General features: G+C 27.6%; 15 protein-coding genes and 1 pseudogene. 11 read left to right on the forward strand and 5 right to left on the reverse strand.

From position 1 onward, the window contains the following. Positions 1 to 225: 225 nt before the first annotated feature. Positions 226 to 1,342: pseudogene (locus BLS77_RS14675) on the forward strand (nucleoside recognition domain-containing protein); the annotation flags it as partial. Positions 1,343 to 1,374: 32 nt separating this feature from the next. After that, positions 1,375 to 1,515 carry a FeoB-associated Cys-rich membrane protein gene (locus BLS77_RS14680; RefSeq protein ID WP_089971534.1) on the forward strand — a complete coding sequence of 47 codons (141 nt, stop codon included), beginning with the start codon at positions 1,375 to 1,377 and terminating at the stop codon, positions 1,513 to 1,515. A 60-nt stretch (positions 1,516 to 1,575) separates the two neighbouring features. Here the strand turns inward: BLS77_RS14680 and BLS77_RS14685 are convergent, their stop codons facing one another. The 3 genes from BLS77_RS14685 to BLS77_RS14695 all read right to left on the reverse strand — a co-directional run bounded on the left by BLS77_RS14685 (position 1,576) and on the right by BLS77_RS14695 (position 5,258). Then, positions 1,576 to 2,205, reverse strand: coding sequence for a hypothetical protein (locus tag BLS77_RS14685; protein ID WP_089971537.1), 630 nt, complete (start codon positions 2,203 to 2,205; stop codon positions 1,576 to 1,578). A 208-nt stretch (positions 2,206 to 2,413) separates the two neighbouring features. After that, a complete protein-coding gene (locus tag BLS77_RS14690; protein ID WP_139164850.1) occupies positions 2,414 to 4,582 on the reverse strand; it encodes a sensor histidine kinase in 2,169 nt (722 codons plus the stop codon). Further along, the gene (locus tag BLS77_RS14695) at positions 4,554 to 5,258 is read right to left on the reverse strand and encodes a response regulator transcription factor (RefSeq protein ID WP_089971543.1); all 705 of its coding nucleotides are present in this window, start codon (positions 5,256 to 5,258) and stop codon (positions 4,554 to 4,556) included. The genes BLS77_RS14690 and BLS77_RS14695 overlap by 29 nt, the downstream gene beginning before the upstream one ends. A 474-nt stretch (positions 5,259 to 5,732) precedes the next feature. On the opposite strand from BLS77_RS14695, the gene cplR reads away from it, so the two are divergent. Further along, entirely contained in the window at positions 5,733 to 7,382 is a 1,650-nt protein-coding gene (gene cplR / locus BLS77_RS14700) for an ABC-F type ribosomal protection protein CplR (protein WP_089971546.1), read from the forward strand. 115 nt (positions 7,383 to 7,497) lie between these two features. Here cplR and BLS77_RS14705 read toward each other — a convergent pair whose 3' ends face one another. Together BLS77_RS14705 and BLS77_RS14710 are read right to left on the reverse strand one after the other, a co-directional pair. Then, entirely contained in the window at positions 7,498 to 7,743 is a 246-nt protein-coding gene (locus BLS77_RS14705) for a hypothetical protein (protein WP_089971549.1), read from the reverse strand. Next, the gene (locus BLS77_RS14710) at positions 7,736 to 9,616 is read right to left on the reverse strand and encodes an LTA synthase family protein (RefSeq protein ID WP_089971552.1); all 1,881 of its coding nucleotides are present in this window, start codon (positions 9,614 to 9,616) and stop codon (positions 7,736 to 7,738) included. The genes BLS77_RS14705 and BLS77_RS14710 overlap by 8 nt, the downstream gene beginning before the upstream one ends. 280 nt (positions 9,617 to 9,896) lie before the next feature. On the opposite strand from BLS77_RS14710, the gene BLS77_RS14715 reads away from it, so the two are divergent. The 8 genes from BLS77_RS14715 (at position 9,897) to BLS77_RS14750 (ending at position 19,495) form a co-directional block, all read left to right on the forward strand. Continuing rightward, entirely contained in the window at positions 9,897 to 12,212 is a 2,316-nt protein-coding gene (locus tag BLS77_RS14715) for an ABC transporter permease (protein ID WP_089971555.1), read from the forward strand. Positions 12,213 to 12,224: 12 nt separating this feature from the next. Beyond that, entirely contained in the window at positions 12,225 to 12,983 is a 759-nt protein-coding gene (locus BLS77_RS14720; protein ID WP_089971557.1) for an ABC transporter ATP-binding protein, read from the forward strand. A 92-nt stretch (positions 12,984 to 13,075) separates the two neighbouring features. Then, a complete protein-coding gene (locus BLS77_RS14725; protein ID WP_089971560.1) occupies positions 13,076 to 13,771 on the forward strand; it encodes a response regulator transcription factor in 696 nt (231 codons plus the stop codon). Next, positions 13,764 to 15,134: a sensor histidine kinase gene (locus BLS77_RS14730; RefSeq protein ID WP_089971562.1), complete on the forward strand. Its 1,371-nt coding sequence runs from the start codon at positions 13,764 to 13,766 to the stop codon at positions 15,132 to 15,134. Before BLS77_RS14725 ends, BLS77_RS14730 begins: the two co-directional genes overlap by 8 nt. A gap of 247 nt (positions 15,135 to 15,381) precedes the next feature. Continuing rightward, positions 15,382 to 16,233: a DegV family protein gene (locus tag BLS77_RS14735; RefSeq protein WP_089971565.1), complete on the forward strand. Its 852-nt coding sequence runs from the start codon at positions 15,382 to 15,384 to the stop codon at positions 16,231 to 16,233. A gap of 21 nt (positions 16,234 to 16,254) precedes the next feature. Continuing rightward, positions 16,255 to 16,758, forward strand: coding sequence for a DUF1836 domain-containing protein (locus BLS77_RS14740; protein WP_089971568.1), 504 nt, complete (start codon positions 16,255 to 16,257; stop codon positions 16,756 to 16,758). A gap of 258 nt (positions 16,759 to 17,016) precedes the next feature. Further along, positions 17,017 to 18,069 (forward strand): CdaR family transcriptional regulator, encoded by a 1,053-nt coding sequence (locus tag BLS77_RS14745; protein WP_089971570.1) that lies wholly within the window; start codon positions 17,017 to 17,019, stop codon positions 18,067 to 18,069. A gap of 169 nt (positions 18,070 to 18,238) precedes the next feature. After that, the gene (locus BLS77_RS14750; RefSeq protein ID WP_089971573.1) at positions 18,239 to 19,495 is read left to right on the forward strand and encodes a GntP family permease; all 1,257 of its coding nucleotides are present in this window, start codon (positions 18,239 to 18,241) and stop codon (positions 19,493 to 19,495) included. Positions 19,496 to 19,504: the final 9 nt, after the last annotated feature.

The following is a 19,504-nucleotide window of genomic DNA, read 5'->3' on the forward strand; positions in this document are numbered from 1 at the left end:
GTCCATATATTATAAAAACCTATTTTTTTTTTAATATTCTTTATCATTCCCTATCATATTACTATTTTTTTTATGCTTTTTCAATAAAATTATAAATACTATTAAACTTATTATCATTTTAATATTTCTAAACATTTTCAGTTTATAAGAATTAAGATAGAAAATAAGGTTTAGCATCCAGAAGATTAGGGGGAATAAATCAAGCGGCGTTACGAATTACCAAGTATGAGGGGTATATACTTCATAGCAGTAAGTTCACTTGGTGCAATAGCAACTGATTGGACAAACGATAGATTGTTTGGTGAAATTGTTAGTGGTAATGTTAGTAGTTGGCTTGAAATAGCTGGTGTGGCTGGTTGGTTACAAGGGTTGATTATTGATGGAGTAATTGGTGGTGTTGGTGCAGTTCTTGGTTTCGTTCCACAGATTATGATTTTATTCTTCTTATTAGCTATAATTGAAGATTGTGGTTATATGGCTCGTGTTGCCTTTGTTATGGATAGAATTTTCCGTAAAGTTGGGCTTTCAGGTAAGGCGTTTATACCTATGATTATTAGTTCAGGCTGCGGTGTTCCTGGTATTATGGCAACTCGTACTATGGAAAATGACAGGGATAGAAAGGTGACAATTATGTTAACTACATTTATTCCATGTAGTGCTAAAATTCCGATTATAGCATTGTTTGGTGGAGCAATTTTTGGTGGAGCATCTTGGGTAGCACCATCAGTATATTTCTTAAGTATTATAATGATAATTATTTGCGGTATTATTTTAAAGAAAACTAAGTTATTCGCTGGGGAACCTTCACCATTTGTTATGGAATTTCCACAATATCATATTCCAAGCTTTAAAGGTGTTTTGATTCATATGTGGGAGAGAGGAAAAGCGTTTATAATAAAAGCAGGTACAATTATTTTTGTTGCTTGTGGTGTAATATACTTTCACCTATATTTGCGCCTCTTGGTTTTGGTAACTGGCAATCAGCAGTTGCAACAGTTACTGGTCTTGTTGCAAAGGAAAATGTTGCAGGCATGTTTACTACAGTTAGTGCATTCTCATTCATAGCATTTAACATACTTTGTGCTCCTTGCTTTGCAGCGATAGGTGCAATTAAAAGAGAAATGGGTTCATGGAAATGGACTTGGATTACAATTGGATTCCAAACATGTACAGCTTATATGGTTGCTCTTCTTATTAACCAAATTGGTAGCGCAATCTTTTATGATGGAAGTGTTATAGGAGCAGTAAGCTCGGTTTAATAGTAGTTGGAATAGTATCACTAGTTTTAACATCTTCTAAGCGTTCAGTGCAAAATAAAGTTGGTGCAGACTTAGGGGTATGAAAATAATATAGATAATTAAGGAAGTGATATTTATGTTAGCAACAATTATATTAGCAATTACTATATTAGGGCTAATGTCTTTAGTAGTAGTAAGGCAATTTAAAAGAACTAAAAATGGTAAAAGTAGTTGTGCAGGTTGCCCTTCAGCGGGTACCTGTAATAGAAAAAAATAAAAAAATAAATTCACTAGAGAGTAATTTCTAGTGAATTTATTGTTATGTATATAAATAGTTTTAAGTATCGTCATTATAAATTTTGTTATAAGAATGATGTAATTCTTCAAAATATTCTTCCTCTAAATCAGAAAAACTAGATTTATAACATTTTTCATTTATGCAACCACTATGCTTAATATCATTTTCTACCATATGCCTATATATAGCATTTCTTCTTTTAAAAGTTTCAAAAACACAGTATGCTTCTTTTATTATTTCATAAGATAAATCTATTGGAAGTCTTATTTGTTTCTTTTTTGAATATGCATTAGCTTGCATGTTTTGCGCAGTTATAGAAGCACCTTGAGCTGATTGAGTTAAAAAATATATCATATCTATTAAAGGACTAACTTTTCTATCGTAGAAGAATTTTTCATCCTCTCCGCCTGTTGTCAATGAACCTATATTTTGTTGAGCTGCTTCTAATGCAACTGTTAAGGCTGCGATTTTTGTAATGGTTTGGTTTAATGTGGAATTTTCAGGAGAATTACATCCAGTGCACCCAATGCAATTATTAGAAGATGAATTTGAACCAATACAATTAAGACCGGTTAGATTACTTAGTGCTTCTTCTTTTTGAATATTTTCTTCAATTACTACTTTTTTTGCATTAAGAATATCATTTGGTATTCTTTTGTTTTTGCCCACTTAATCATCTCCATAACATAGTTGTTATAAATATATTACTAAAATGTTATATTTAGTATAAAAGATTTAATCTGAAGATAGATAAATATCTGACTAGTTATTTTTTGGAGATACCTAAAAGGGTACATAAAGATAGAGTATGACATAAAAGAAGCTTTCACTCCATAATAAGAGTGAAAGCAATGTTGGAGGGAATATTTTAATTTGATTAAGTATTAATTAGTTTTTCCTTAAAAGAATTCTTAAATGTTATAATTACCTTAAATAAATCTCCATCTAACATAACTTCAAAGGTTCCTCCTTGAAGATCTACAAAGGTTTTAGCTAAGGCTAAGCCAACACCACTGCCTTCTGTATTTCTTGATTTGTCCCCACGTATAAATCTTTCTACTATTTCATCTACACTAAAGGTGATTTCTTCTTGAGACATATTTTTAAGTTCAATAATAACCTTATTTTCTACTTCAAATATATCAATATAGGCTCTGCTACCTTTCATAGCATACTTTGTTATATTAACTACTAGATTTTCAAAAACTCTATAAATTCTTTGGCTATCTAAAGGTAATACGATTTTTCCATTAGAAAATCTAGTTCTTATATCTAAATTAGCTTCTTTTATTCTATCTTCTAATTCAACTAAGGTTTCTTTCATAACAGAAACTACATCTACATCTATTATATTTAAAGTAATATTACCACTAGTGGCTTTACTTACTTCAAATAAATCTTCTATTAATACTTGAAGCCTTTGAGATTTTCTATCTAGAATATCTAAATAATCAAGGCGTTTTTCTTCACTTAGATTTTTACCTTTTAGAAGATCTACATAAGAAATTATTGAAGTTAATGGAGTTTTTAAGTCATGAGATACATTAGAAATAAGTTCGGTTTTCATCCTTTGACTTTTAACTTCTTCATTAACAGCATTTCTAAAACCTATTCCGATATCACTTAATTCATTTTTTATATCATTAAATAATCCAAGGTTTTCATCAGTTATAGCTCCTAAATTTCCATTAGCTATTTTCTTTGTTTCTTCAAATAAATTATTATAATCACTAGTAATTTTATTTGTTTTTTTCTTTATTAAGATAAACAATGTGATTGAGTAAACTAGAGATAAAACTATTCCAAAGAACCAAAACATCGATATAAGTGAAATAATAATAAAGTTTATTCCCATTAATATAAGTAATTTCTTATTAACGCCCTTTTTAATATCAAAGGTTGTTACTATTTTATATAAGCTAGCAGATTTTTTTATTATATAAATAAGAATCCTGATTATAATTGAATGTTTCTTTAAGTAAGACCAAAGACCAGTTTTAAATATATATTTTATTAGTAGTACACTTATAAAAATAAGAATAAATAAAAGCGTAAGTATACTTATTAGTAGTAAGGCTGAGAGTAATCTTTGCTCGTCATAAATATTATAAGTTTGCAGAAGGTGCATTATAATAATTGGGATCATAGAAAAAGCTATAAGTAAAATAAAGGATAAAAATTCTAGTGGTATTTTTAAAATACTTTTTACTCCAAATATATTACTTTCTACTTTATAAGGAATTACTAAAGCTAATAGGAAGACTATTAAAAGGGAGATTACAGAATAAGGACCTAAGTCTTTAATAGAAAAATTATTCATTTCATTCACTGCTGTAGTGACAATATAATTATTTACATAACTATCATATTTTCCGTAATTAACTTCTGTAATATTAGCGGGTATAGCAAAAATATAAGTCATATTTTTTATTTTATTTAACTCTATTTTTTCGCTAGAACTATTAGCTTCTATATATTTTGATCTATTTTTTATAAAAGTAGTATTATTATGTTCTTTTCTATTACTAGAGTTTATTATTTCAAGATCTCCATTTTCATCATAACTTAAAACCATGTAGAAAAGATATTCTTTTGAAATATTTTTTAAAATGTCTTTGTCATCACTAAGGAAAGCTTGTATATTCCTATTTTTATTATATCTACTTAATGAATCTCCTTTTTCATTAAGTGCATAATATTCTATTATCTTGCTCTCTTTAAGAATTGTATTGTAATTAGAGATAATGCCATTTGCATTTTCCTTTAAGTTGGACTTATCAACATAATCTGCATTAAAGTCTAACATTGTATCAATAGGATCTTTTTCGTTATAAGCTTTTAACATGTCATAATAAATTCCATAAGAACTTTCAAATATTAACTCACTAACATTTGATTTACTTAATTCTTCTGAAATTCGAGCTCTTTTATTTTCTTCAATGTTTGGAAAGCCTGCAAGTAAGCTTGCTGATATTGTAACAAATATCGCTATTAGAAGAAATGTGTTAATAAATATATTATTGCTTTTCGATTTTATATCCAACACCCCACACCACCTTTAAATATTTTGGATTCTTAGGATTAACCTCTATTTTTTCTCTAATATTTCTAACATGTACCATAATAGTATCTGAATTAATAGCTACCTCGTTCCATACTCTTTCATATATCTCATCTGCGGAGAATACTTTGCCTTGATTTTTTATAAGTAACTTTATAATTTTATATTCACTTGGGGTAACCCGTACATTGATACCATCTATTAAAACTTCTTTTGTATCTGTATTTAACTCCAGACCACCACTAGAAAAAGTATTTATAACTTCATTTTCTGTCTTAACTAGAGAAATAAATTTACTATATCTTCTTAATTGAGAGTTTACTCTAGCTAATAGTTCAAGTGGTCTAAAAGGTTTAGTTACATAATCGTCTGCTCCTATGTTTAAACCCATTATCTTATCTACCTCTTCTGATTTAGCTGAAAGAAATATTACTGGGAAATCATGATTTTCTCTAAGTTTCATTGTAAAGGTAATACCATCCATTCTTGCCATCATTACATCAACTATAGCAAGATGGATTTTTTCTGATTCTAATATAGAAAGGCCACCAAATCCATCAATTGCTTTAAAAACCTTATACCCTTGATTAATTAAATAAGCTTCAATGGCACCTGCTATTTCAATTTCATCTTCTACTACTAAAATATTATATTTCTCCATTACTATCCCGTCCTTTATAACTTATCATTATTATCATCTCCTTAAGTTCTTTCATACCTTTATATTAACTATAGTTTTTAAAGAAAAACTGTATATAAATCTAAAGATTTTCTAAAGAAAGTTATTAATATCCTTAGATTAACTAAGAGATGTTATTTTAATTATATATCAAAAACATATTAAGGGTAACTGTGGCTTAGGGAAAAGATGGAAAAATAACGTGTTGAAATTATATTACATATGATGTATAATATTATTAAATTAAAGAAAGGTAAAGGTAGTTTCAACTATGAGAATATAATTTAATTTCTAATTTTAAATGCATAATCAATAAGTTTTAAAGAACCTAGAAGATAGGTTTAATTGGTGTGCTTAATTTTAATGAGAGTAGATTATAGGCTTGAAGTATAGTAACTTTTACCTTTTACGGAATAGTTCTATAATCTCTCCTATATTTTAGGGAGGGATTTTTTTATGTCATTAGCAATGTTAGATAAAATAAAGAAATATTATGGAGATAGATTAATATTAGATATTGAAAAGTTTGAAATATTTAAAGAAGATAGAATAGGGTTAGTTGGAGAAAATGGAGAAGGAAAGACAACTTTAATAAAGGTTTTACTTGGAGAAATTAATGTGGAAGAAGGAAATGTATTTTTAACAGATAGCCATGCATATATAAGTCAAAAAGAAGATTACAAGGGCGAGTGTATTTTAAGTAAGGCTAAGAGTTTATTTAATGCACCAGATCAATATAAGGATTACTTATCTGGTGGTGAAAAAGTTAAACTTAAAATTTCAAAGGCTTTAAGTGAAAATAGAAGCATTATTATAGCAGATGAACCAACTTCAAACTTGGATAGTAGTAGCGTTAGTATTCTTGAGAAAATGTTAAAATCTTATAATGGGGCTATGTTACTTGTATCTCATGATAGGGAGTTTTTAGATTCATTATGTAATATTATTGTAGAAATAGAGAATGGGAAATTAAAGTTTTATAAAGGTAATTATTCTAAATATATAAAGATTAAAAAGGAAGAAATAAAAAGAGAAGCAGTTGAATATACGGATTATATAAAAGAAAAAGAAAGATTAAATGGTATTATTTTAGAAAAGAGAGGCTTGGGAGATAGTATTAGAAAGACACCAAAAAGAATGGGGAATTCAGAGGCTAGGCTTCATAAAATGGGAGGACAAAAAGGAAAGCAAAAAATTGATAAAAATATTAAGGCTGTAATAAGTAGGGTTGAGCATCTTGATGTTAAAGAAAAGCCAAAAGCAACAAGTGAAATAAAGATACGGATACAAGAAGGTTTAGAGATAATATCAAAGAATCCAATTGAAATAAATGAATTTAACGTAATTATAGGGGAAAGGATATTAATAAAAGAAGCTACATTTAGAATAAAGAGAGGAAAAAAGATAGCTCTTTTAGGGGAAAATGGTTGTGGTAAAACTACATTATTAAAGGCAATATTAAAGTATGATAATGAAGCAATAAAAATAAATAATAGAGTTGTTATTGGATATTTTGACCAAAATCAAAGTATATTGAAAGATAATAAAACTATACTAGAAAATATTATGGAAGACTCATCCTATGACCAAAGCTTTATAAGAATTAACCTTGATGGATTTGGGTTTAAAGGGGATACAGTATTAAAGATGGTAAATTCATTAAGTGGAGGAGAAAAAGTTAAGGTAGCGTTATGTAAGATTCTATTAAGTGATAATAATGTTTTAATTCTAGATGAACCAACAAACTACTTAGATATTAAGTCTATGGAAGCTCTTGAAGAAGCGTTAATTAATATGGATAAAACAGTGATTATGGTATCTCATGATAGAAAATTTATTGCTAATGTGTGTGATTATATTATTGAAATAGAAAATAATATGGTGAAGCAATTTAATGGTGGTTATAGTGAGTATATCAGGGAGAAGAATAAGCCGAAGGTAAATAATAAGGAGAAAGAAAATAAAGAAAAATTAATGCTTTTGCAAAATAAACTTTCAGAAATTATTTCTATTTTATCTATAGGTGGAAATATAGTTGATAAGCAAAAGTTAGAAGTTGAATATGAAAAAATAATTAAGGAAATAAATAAATTAAGGCAAAGATAAATACCCCATAAAAAAGACTCCTTTTAATAATTAATATATTAATTATTAAAAGGAGAAGTCTTTTTATTAAGTTTACACAAAATTATTTGCAGGATCATTGTAACGCTTGATTCTTTTAAAGCCATGCCTTAATTAATATATCTTCTATATATCTAGCAATAATATTGTACATTAATATTATTCCACCACAATAAATCATATTAAAACATATTGGTTTAAGTGTTTCTTTTGCCTTAAACTCTTTTATAGATTTATGAATAAAAAATAAGGCAACTACCCAAGGCGTAAGAGCTTCAATTGAGATAATAGGCATTAAAAAGATTAATCCTATTATAATATATAATATAATTTTTTTATTCATTAATACTAGCCTCATTTCTATAGTAATTTCCCCGAATCATCTTATCACTTATATCAATAAGACTTTTTATTTTAATCTGTTCTTCATAAGTTAATCCAGTTTGAAGTAATTCTCTATTTGAAAGTAGTACGTAACTCTTGTTTGTATTTAAAAGATTTCTTCCAAGTGTTAAGGAACTAGAGTAGTTCTCTTTTGGAACTCCAAATAAATAAGCTAAGGTTGGCAATGTATCTACTTGGCCACCGTACATTGAAAAAGTTTTGCCTTCTAATTCATTGTTATAAATAACTAATGGAATCTTTCTATTATTTTCCTTCATCCAAGGCTCTAAGCCCTTTATACTTGCGATTTCATCTGGATAAAATTTATGAACACCTTCATGATCTCCATAAATTGCAATTGCAGTATTATTTAAAATTCCATTTGTCTTTAATTGTTTTAAAAATTCACCTAAATATTTATCAGTATAATGAATAGAATGAAAATATCCACCTAGCTTTGTTCCTTCTAAATTTGATGGTAACTTAAGTACTTTTTCATTTTCTGGCATTTCAAAAGGACTATGGCTTGTCAAAGTAATAGTATATCCTAAATATGGTTCCTTTATTTCTTTTATAACATCAGCTAATTGTGTAAAATAACTCTTATCTGATATTCCAAGATTAATCCTTTCTGTTGTATCATAATCAGTTGAATCTAATAACGTATTATAACCAATTGATTTAAGATTAGCTAACCAGTTCCAATAAGATCCCTTATCTGGATGGGAGGCAACAGTAGTATAACCCATATTATTAAATAAATTAGGAAGTGAATAATCATAGGTATTAGTTGGATATCTAAAGAAGGTTGCACCCTCTCTTACTGGAAAAGTTGATGTGTTTGTAAGAAGTTCTGCATCTGAACTTGTCCCACCATATGTTTGTTCATAAAAATTATCAAAATATAATGAGTTATTTAGTAGCTTATTCAAATTTGGAGTTATTTCTTGTCCATCAATTTTTTGATTTACTGCAAAAGTCTCTAATGATTCCCACTGAATCACTAATAAGTTTTTACCATTCATCATTCCTGCATATTCATTATTTGGATTATTTTCTTTTAAGCTTATTAATGTGTCCTTGACAGATTCTTTTTCATTTTCATCAAAAACATAAGGTTTAGATTGCTTATAAAAATCGAAGGCGTCGTATATATGATAACCAATAGGTGTTAGGTTAGACATAGTTTGATTTGGTGACCAACAAGTTCTGAAAATAAACTGGTTTTCAAATCCTAGATTTTTCTTATCTACTTTTATATGAGCATATCCAAGATAAAGTAGTGATATAAATAATATAGCTAGTCCACCTATTGCATTTCTATTATACTTATTATAAGTTTTTGTGAACTTTATATTTCTAAAAGCAATAATTACTAAGTCTATAATAAATAAAAGATCTACTATTCTAAACATAGATATTATTGAACTTCCCAGATTTTCTAAGTTGCTTGCCATCCCAAACATATGATAATTTAAGAAAACTGCATTACTTCTAAAGTACCATATATCAGCTATTACGATAATAGTAAAGAATAAATTAAGCCCAAAAAAAGCCCATTTCTGTGCATTAACCTTAAAGAAAAGTCCTAAAGATAAAAATGCTGATTGAACAGTAACCCAAACTAATATTGGGGGCATTGAATAAAAGACCTGTTTTAAATTTACTCCATTTGCATTATCATCAGAAATAAGCATTAAGAATAATAATATCTTAACTAATAATATAAGAATATTTTCTAAAAAATACTTGTTTTTAACTCCTTCAACAAAGCTCCTTTTTATTTTAAACGGAAGCCCCTGGATTATAACTTCCTCATTGTAATTCAACATTTAACATTCACCTCATATCTTAAAATATTGATTAATAATATCATAAAAGATAGTGTTTTTATATAGATAGGGCGGTATTCCAATAAAAACAAAAAACATGTATTAAATTTAAAATTATGTTAACAAATTTAACCATAATAAATATGTTTTAAAATATTAATGATATTGATGTAAGATTTTGTTAAGAAATAGAAAATAAGTGGTTTATAATTATCCTATAGTATTAAGAGTATAGAAATTTAATATTAAGGTGTCTTAATGAATAAGGGAGAGATGAAAATTGTGGTTATCTAAATTAAAGAAGAAAAAAACTCAATATATTTTACTAGGAATAATTTTCACTATAGCTATAGCACTGATATCACTAAGTACAATAATTACAGTTGTGGCAAATACTTTTGGAGCCGAATATTACAAAGGTGATAGTACAGCAGATTTAACAGTTATTACTACGAAGCCCACTGTAGTTGAAAAAAGTAAAGATTGGTATGAATCAAAGGGAAATGAGGTTAGAAATTATAGAAAGTATGACAATTATTCTATTTCAACTAATTTTACTGTAAACAATAAGGATTTAGGTATTTTTATGGGACTCGTAATGCCAATAGATAATTTAGAAAATTTAACTTTTAAGATTGAAGTAATTGAAGGTAATAGTAAGCAAAAGGCTCCTTTAGAAGGAGAAATATGGATACCTTCAACAGTCGCTGAGAGTAAAGATTTAAAAATGGGGGATATTGCTAAAATAATTGATGGCAATGGCGAAACAATAGAATTTAAAGTTTCAGCAATTATTAATGATTCAAATCAACCATCAACCACGATAGGTATTCTTTATACCTATATAAATGAAAAAGATAGAGAATTACTAAAAATGTTGCCAGAGGTAAAACTTGTAACAATGAACACAAATAAAGGGTCAGATAATGAATCAAAAGATTTAATTAGTTATATAAATGAGCCCTTAGGTGGGGTGGTTTTAGATAAAAGTGTATATATTATGAGTGCAACCATTACACCAATTTTAGCTGGGGGACTAGGGTTAATGGCATCAGTAATACTTATAGGCGTTTTACTGATAATTTTAAGATCAAATATTAAAAATAATATATTAAAGGAATACAAGTCCATAGGTATTTATAAATCTATGGGATATTCTTCAAAGAAAATAAGAAGAATTTATTTATATGGATATGCTTTAGTATCAATAATTGCATCAATAATTGGAATATTAATTAGCGTTCCAATCTCAAACTATATGTGTAATATAATGTTTAAATATTTAGGTGTGTACACTTTTGGTTTAATATCACTGGGTGTTGTTTCTATGATATTTATATTATTTAATTGCCTAGTATATTTGAACGTCAGAGGGGTACTAAAGGCAGTAAATAAAATAAAACCAATTAATGCAATTAATATTGGGTTAACTTCATCAAAAGAGAAACTAAAAAAGTCTATAATTAAAAACAATAGTTCAGCTTTTCCTATGGCTATTAATGATATATTTAAATATAAAAAAAGCAACGTTACTATTTTAATAATATTTACTTTAACATTTTATATTTCAATTTTATTTCTTAATTTATCATATTCAATGTTAACAATAGAAGATAATTTAGATAAATTGTTTGGTACGCCAAAATCACAATTAGTTGTGACAGCCCAAGCAGATAAGGAAGATTCAATAAAAGAAGTAAAGGAATATTTAGAGAAAGATGAAAGAGCAGAGGAATACTATCTTTGGAATGGTATAGGACAAAGTAAAATTACTATGGATAATTTAAAATATAAGTTAGATAGTACAGCACTTATGGCAATGACTTTTGATAAATTTAATGATGAAGACTTTAGTATACTAGAAGGTAGAAATCCTAAAAATGAAAATGAGGTATCGTTAAGTAAATCAATAATGGATAATAATAAATTAAGTGTTGGAGATTATATTACAATAAATGTAGAAAATACAAATAAGGAGTTTTTAATTACAGGTAGTTATGCTTCAATGATGGGAAATCAACAGAATTTAAGATTAACTAATAAGGTTTTATCTGGAGGTTCTAATGGTAATATCGCCTTTGTAAAATTAAGAAATAAAGATGATTATAATACTTTAAAAGAAGATATTTTAGATGAATTCAAAGGGGTTTCAGTTGATAAAACATATATTCCACTAAAAGATACAACATCCTCGATTGTAGAGATATTTGTTCCCGTTTCAATAATATTATTAGTTGGAATATTAGCATTTGCAATAATAAATATTATGAGCATTATACTATCAACAAACCTAGATAATAGAAAAAATTATGGCATAATGAAGGGTATTGGATTTTCTTCAAAATATATAAGAAGAAGAATAACATATAGAATAATGAGTTTAACAATTTTAGGATCAATCATTGGTCTATCTATTAATATGTTAACAGCAAGATGTCTATTTAAGTTAGCATTAGGGGAATTAGATTTATATAGCTTTAGTTTTAAAATTATAATAGCATTTATTATAGCAACCTTATTATTAGTGCTTTTAATAATTTATATTTGCAATAGAGGAATTAAAAAAATATCAACAGTTGAATTAATAATGGAGTAGGGGGAGTTTTAAATGAGTGAGGTATTAATAAAAACAGAAGGTTTATGTAAATCATTTATAATAGGTAAAACAGGGGTTCATGTATTAAAGAATCTTGATATAGAAATATATAAGGAAGATTTCACAGTAATAATGGGAAGCTCAGGGTCAGGAAAATCTACCCTTTTATATTCATTAAGTACAATGGATAATCCAACTTCAGGAAAGGTAACTTTACTTGGACATGATATATCAAAAATAAATGAAGAAGAGGCAAGTAAAATTAGAAATAAGGATATTAGTTTTATATTTCAAGGAATAAACTTGCTACCAGATTTAACAATTTATGAAAATATAACTTATGCAGCATTTATTGATAAAAAAAATAAAGAAAAAATTCAAATTATAGCAAATGAAATTTTAAAGGAATTAGGATTATATGATGACAAAGAAAAATACCCGGCAGAAATTTCTGGGGGAATGCAACAAAGAGCAGCAATTGGAAGAGCAATAATAAATAACCCAAAAGTAATATTTGGAGATGAACCAACAGGAGCATTAAATTCATCAATGGGTGAAAAGGTATTAGATATATTAACAGATTTAAATAAAAAAAGACAATCAATAGTAATGGTTACTCATGATATAAAATCAGCTTTAAGAGGAAATAGAATATTATATATTAATGATGGAAAAATAGACGGTGAGTTAAATTTAGAAAAATATAGCGATGAAGATGTTAAAATGAGAAAAGAAAAAATTAAAAGATTTTTAGAGGAAAAATCATGGTAAACATTGATATAATAAACTATAAAAGGTAGAATAATTATATAATTAGCTCAGTAAGGGGTAACTTTTACTGGGCTTAACTTTTAGGGGGAAACATGGGTAAGGAAAAAATATTAATTGTTGAAGATGATAATGATTTAGCAAATCTTATAAAGGATTATTTAAGTATTGATGGATATATTGGCATAATTGCAGAGGATGGAAAAAAAGCTATTGAACTAGCTAAAAATGAGGAGTTTTCATTAGTAATATTAGATATAATGTTGCCATTTGTAGATGGCATAACAGTATGCAGAAATATTAGAGAAACATCTCATATTCCTATTATTATGTTGTCAGCAAAATCAGGGGAAATGGATAAAATATTATCACTAGGAGTTGGAGCAGATGATTATATGACAAAACCATTTTCACCTATGGAGTTAATAGCAAGGGTAAAGGCACATTTAAGAAGAGAGAACTTTACGGAAAGACATACCTTAGATGATAATATAATAAGTTATGGCCCATTAAAAATTTATCCTAAAAGCTATAAGGTTATATTAGATGAAAGGGAATTAACTTTAACTACAAGGGAATTTCAAGTGTTAGATTTTTTTACTAAAAATGCAGGACAGGTATTTTCAAAGGAACAGCTATATGAAAATGTGTGGGGACAAAGCGAATTTATGGATGAAAATACAATAGCAGTATATGTAAAGAGATTAAGAGAAAAACTTGGTATAATAGGACAAAAATCAATTAAAACAGTATGGGGTATAGGTTATAAGTGGGAATATACTAATGAATAAGCATGTAAAGAATACAGTAACTAAGCTTCTAATTTTATTAATAACTTTAATTGTAGTTCTTGTAGGAAGTTTATTTATTATATTTAAGGATGATTATTTCAAGGATATAGTAAATAGTTGTAGAGTAATAGTTTCAGAGGATTTAATTAATATTTCTAAGGCTTATGAAGACTATGAGGAAACTAATGTAGAAACAATTTATACATATACTATTGTAAATTTAGATGGGAAAATTATAAAAACCATTGAGGATGAAAAACGATATTATATTCCTTTAAATGAACTTTCATTTGATAATTGGTATGAAGTAAATAATAAACAGGTAGTTAGATATTCAGCACCATTAATTAGAGAAGGAGAAATTAAAGAAATAGTAATTTTTACAATTCCTAAGGATGATATATTAAAGATTAGAGGAGATAGAAGAGGCTTTATTTGGTATATCCCCTCAATATTAATTTTTCTAGCTATTATGTTTATAATACATAAAATTTATAGAATTATTAATGTTGATATTTTAGTTCCAATTAATGAAATGCATAATTCTGCAATGGAAATATTAAAAGGAAATTACTTTGAAAAAATAAAATATGATTATCAGGGAGAAATAGGAGAGTTTTCTCATGACTTTGAAAGAATGAGAGATAGTTTAAAGGTTTCAAGGGAAAGGGAGGAAACTTTAAAGAAAGCTGAAAAGGAATTGCTAGCATGCATTTCACATGATTTAAAAACTCCTATAAGTAATATTTCAGGATACTGCGAGGGAATATTAGATGGTGTTGTAAAAGAAGAAAATCAAATAAAAAGGTATGCAGGAATTATATTAAAAAAATCAAAGGTATTAACAAAGCTCTTAGATGATATGCTTGAATTTTCAAAAGCAGAAATAAACCAAATGAGCATAAAAAAGCAAGAGGTTTATTCAATGGAATTTTTCAAAGGACTATTAGATGAAATATCTATGGATGTAATTTCTAGTGGAAGAGAATTTATTATAAATGGAGAAATACCTAATTTATTAATTAATTTAGATGGAGATAGAATAGGACAGGTATTAAATAATATTATTTCTAATTCTATAAAATATACTTCAGATAAAGGAATTATAACTATAAGCTTTAAAAAACTTAAGGATGGATTAGAGGTAAGCCTTAATGATGATGGGGTAGGTATTGCATCAGAAGAACTTCCCTTTGTTTTTAATAAGTTTTATAGAGGAGAAAAACATAGAAATCAAAATATACCAGGTTCAGGTCTTGGATTATCTATTGCTAAATATATTATAGAGATGCATAAGGGAAATATTGAAGTTAGAAGTTATAAAGAAAAAGGTACAATAGTAACTTTCGGTATTAATAATTAAAATGAGGAAAAAATTAACTATGTTTTTTTATTAGGTTGCATGGATTTTAAGTAAGTTATAAAATCTCAAAGTAAAAGTCAAAGTGAAAATATAAAAAAAAGTGAAGTTTGAAACTGAGAATTAAGAATTTAGACTAATTATTGACAAAGAATATCTAGCGTGGTAATCTAAATTATCTAGTCTTAAAGACTAGATAATTTAGATTGCAAAACAAAGCAAAAAATAAATATTCAGGGGGATAATAATTATGGTTAAGATTGTATCAGACTCATCCACACTTTATTCAATTCAAGGTGCAAAGAATAATAATATTGATATTGCACCACTTGCAGTTACCATAAATGGGGTTACATATAAGGAATATGAAGAAATAGATACTGAAGAATTTATAGATATAATTAATGAAGGGCATATACCAATATCATCTCAACCAGCTATTGGAGAAGTTATAAATATATATAACAAATATCCACATGACGAAATAATTAACATATCAATGGCAGATGGACTTTCAGGTACATATAACTCAGCGTGTGCAGCTAAGGGACTAGCAGATAATCCAGAAGGTATAGAAGTAATAAACTCTAAAACTCTTTGTGGACCACATAGATATATAGTAGATGTAGCTGTTAAACTTGCTGAGATGGACAAATCTAAGGATGAAATATTAAAAGAAATAAATGATCTGATAGAAACATCTCAATCGTATCTTATACCAAATGATTTTGACTATTTAGTTAGAGGTGGAAGATTATCTTCACTTGCAGGTAAAATAGGTAGCTTGATAAAACTAGTACCTGTGATTAGGCTTTCAGAGGATAGGACAAGGTTAGAGAAATTCACAACTAAAAGAACTTTTCCTAATGCAATTAAAAAAATTTGCGAAGACTTAATTAAATCTTTGGTAGATAGTAATTATAAGATATATGTCGCACATGCATGTAGAGAAGATTTGGCAAATAAAGCTAAAGAGATTATACTAGAATCTATTGAAGGTTTAGAGGTAGAAATTAAAAAATTAGGACCAGTATTTACAACTCAAGGGGGACCTGGATGTATTGCTATACAAGTAATAAAGAAACATAGTATATTAGGCTAAAATATAGATTAGGAGAAAAGAATGGATAATATAGAAGAAATTTTAGAGTTTCATTGCCCAAGGTTTAATGATCTGCCAAAGGTTCCTCTGTATAAAGATCAAGTTATAATGTATATAGAGAATGCTTTGAATGTTATAAATGTTAATTCAGAGGAGAAGTTTTTAACACCAACTATGCTTAATAATTATGTTAAACAAAAGGTTGTATATCCTCCTAAAGACAAGAAATATAATGAAAAACATTTAGCCTATTTAATTGTGGTTTGTATTTTAAAGCAAGTTTATACTTTAACAGAAATTTGTGAACTAATTAAAATTCAAATAGCAACTTGCCCCATTGAGCAAGCCTATGATTGTTTTTGCATAGAGTTAGAAACTTCATTGAGGTCTGTTTTTATAACACGGAAATTTTCAGCATCTAGCTCATCGATAAAGAACGCTTATGAAAGTGAAATAATTAGATCCGCTGCAAGGTCATTTGCCCATAAAATATTTATACAAAAATATCTTAGGGATCGAGAATAAATTTATTATTAAACATGTTATTAGTTTTATTGCTTTAGCATATTCATAAAAAACGAAATATTAGATTTATCCTTGTAGTAAATTACTACAAGGATTTTATATATCCTAGATTGAATATTAAAAAAAATAGATTATAAATATATAAATAAGTCTGTGATATTAAAAGAGTAATTGGATTATGCTATAATTAACTTTTTGAAGACTCCTTATGGAGCTTAAAAAAATAATTTATATTAAAATAAATAGTTTGGAGTATGTATGATAAGTAAACAATTAGCACAAGAAATTGTTAATAAAATGATGGAAGTAATCCCATACAATGTGAATATTATGGATAATAATGGGGTTATAATAGGTAGTGGAAATTATGAGAGAGTTGGACATGTCCATAGTGGGGCAGTAGAGGCATTAAGAAATAAGCAAATAGTTAAAGTATATGAAGAGATAAATAAAGTTAAACTAGGAGTTAATATTCCAATTATATTTAAAGAAAAAATTATTGGAGTAATAGGAATAACGGGTAAGCCAAATGATGTTAGTCAATTTGCTAAATTAGTTAGCGTTACAGCAGAATTGCTAATAAGCCAAGAATATAGTTTAAATCAATATATAACAAAGCAAAAGTTAAAAGAAGAATTCATATATGAGTGGATCTATTCTAAGGTAGAATATGATAATGATTTTATTAGAAGAGGAAAAGCGCTAGATATAGATGTAAAACTAGATAGAATAGTTATAGTTATACAAGGTAATAAAAAATATAGTAAAGAAATTAGTAAATTTATAAAAGAAAATGAGTATACGGTTAATTTAACAGAAGACAGAATAGCTTTAATATTAGAAAATAGTAAGTATATTGTAGGAAGAATTAAAAGTATTGAAGAGAAAAATAAAGATACATTAGTAAAAATAGGTGTAGGAACGGTACATGATTTACTACTAAATTCATTACTTGAAGCTTTAGAGGCTTTATATATAGGCATTAAGTTATACGAGGATAATTTTTGCAATACATATAATAAAATAAAATTGTTTCATAAAATGGAAAATATATTTAGTAATTATGAATGTGAAAATATAATCTTGAAAATAAGTAATGATGGAAAAGATAAAGAATTATTACAAAGCTTTTTAATATATATGCAAATGAATGGAGAAAAACAAGGGGTGGCTAATGCACTACATATTCATAGAAACACATTGCATTATAGATTAGAAAAAATAGAGAAATTGACAGGACTTAAATTTGAAAATTATTTAGATTTTTTTCAATTACTTTCAGCTTATATAAGTTACAAAATAAAGCTTTAGTATTTAGTAGATGCAAAAGCAATTAATATGGTTATGTGCATATGCATAAAAAAACTTTGTATATTTAGTCAGTATCCTAATGAATTTATGTAAGAAAACATTTACTATAAGATTATAGTAAATTAAGAAAACGTTTGTAAAAAGATATAATTTAAGGAGGATAATGACGATGAATATTACAGTTACAGCATTAGGCGCAATAGTTGCATTAATAGTTGCAATAACACTAATAATAAAAAAGGTGCATCCAGCTTATGGATTAATAATTGGAGCATTAGTAGGAGGACTGGTAGGTGGAGCTGGAATAGTTGGAACTGTTGATTTGATGATTACTGGGGCAAAAGGAATGATGCCAGCTATTTTAAGAATAATTACAGCAGGGGTTTTAGCCGGAGCACTTATACAATCTGGTGCAGCTGCAAAAATAGCAGAAACAATAGTAAGTAAAATTGGTGAATCAAAAGCATTAATAGCATTAACAATAGCAACTATGGTTTTAACAAGTGTTGGAGTTTTCGTAGATGTAGCGGTAATAACAGTTGCACCAATAGCAATTGCAATAGCGAATAAATCAGGATTTACAAAAACAGCAATACTTTTAGCAATGATAGGTGGAGGAAAGGCTGGTAACTTAATGTCACCTAATCCAAACACTATAGCAGCTGCAGAAAATTTAAATATTTCATTAACAAGCTTAATGATTGCAGGTATAATACCAGCTATATTTGGAGTGATTGTTACTTGTATAGTAGCGAAACATCTTAAAAATAAAGGAAGCTTTGTTGAAAAAAATGTAGAAAGTAAAGAAATTAAAAACATGCCAAGTTTCTTTGCTGCAATTTTTGGACCATTAGTGGCAATAGTAATACTAATGTTAAGACCAATAGCTGGAATTAGTATAGACCCATTAATAGCACTTCCATTAGGAGGAATTTGTGGGGTAATAGTAATGGGCAAAGCTAAGCATATTAATGAGTATGCAACATATGGTTTAGGAAAAATGACTGGGGTTGCAATATTATTAATTGGAACAGGTACCTTAGCTGGAATAATAGCCAATTCAGGTTTAAAAGATGTAATAATTCAGGGGATAAATACTTTAGGATTACCAGATTTTGCATTAGCACCAGTATCAGGTATGTTAATGGGAGCTGCAACAGCGTCAACAACATCAGGTACAGCAGTAGCGACTTCAGTGTTTGGACCTACTATAACTGGAATGGGAATATCATCAATAGCAACAGCTGCAATGATACATGCTGGAGCAACAGTTTTAGATCATCTTCCACACGGAAGTTTCTTCCATGCAACAGGTGGTAGCATAAATATGGAAATGAATGAGAGATTAAAACTTATACCATATGAATCATTAATTGGTTTAACAATGACAATAGTATCAGTAATAATATTTGGATTCATACTTTAATTTTAAAAA

The organism is Clostridium gasigenes (genome assembly GCF_900104115.1).
In the GTDB taxonomy this organism is placed as follows: domain Bacteria; phylum Bacillota; class Clostridia; order Clostridiales; family Clostridiaceae; genus Clostridium; species Clostridium gasigenes.

Bases quoted from the DNA above. Each gene is read 5' to 3' on its own strand.
- cplR (WP_089971546.1), top strand. From the start codon at position 5,733: ATGTCATTAGCAATGTTAGATAAAATAAAGAAATATTATGGAGATAGA.
- BLS77_RS14725 (WP_089971560.1), top strand. From the start codon at position 13,076: ATGGGTAAGGAAAAAATATTAATTGTTGAAGATGATAATGATTTAGCA.
- BLS77_RS14710 (WP_089971552.1), bottom strand. From the start codon at position 9,616: ATGTTGAATTACAATGAGGAAGTTATAATCCAGGGGCTTCCGTTTAAA.
- BLS77_RS14680 (WP_089971534.1), top strand. From the start codon at position 1,375: ATGTTAGCAACAATTATATTAGCAATTACTATATTAGGGCTAATGTCT.
- BLS77_RS14745 (WP_089971570.1), top strand. From the start codon at position 17,017: ATGATAAGTAAACAATTAGCACAAGAAATTGTTAATAAAATGATGGAA.
- BLS77_RS14720 (WP_089971557.1), top strand. From the start codon at position 12,225: ATGAGTGAGGTATTAATAAAAACAGAAGGTTTATGTAAATCATTTATA.
- BLS77_RS14695 (WP_089971543.1), bottom strand. From the start codon at position 5,258: ATGGAGAAATATAATATTTTAGTAGTAGAAGATGAAATTGAAATAGCA.
- BLS77_RS14740 (WP_089971568.1), top strand. From the start codon at position 16,255: ATGGATAATATAGAAGAAATTTTAGAGTTTCATTGCCCAAGGTTTAAT.
- BLS77_RS14735 (WP_089971565.1), top strand. From the start codon at position 15,382: ATGGTTAAGATTGTATCAGACTCATCCACACTTTATTCAATTCAAGGT.
- BLS77_RS14750 (WP_089971573.1), top strand. From the start codon at position 18,239: ATGAATATTACAGTTACAGCATTAGGCGCAATAGTTGCATTAATAGTT.
- BLS77_RS14730 (WP_089971562.1), top strand. From the start codon at position 13,764: ATGAATAAGCATGTAAAGAATACAGTAACTAAGCTTCTAATTTTATTA.
- BLS77_RS14705 (WP_089971549.1), bottom strand. From the start codon at position 7,743: ATGAATAAAAAAATTATATTATATATTATAATAGGATTAATCTTTTTA.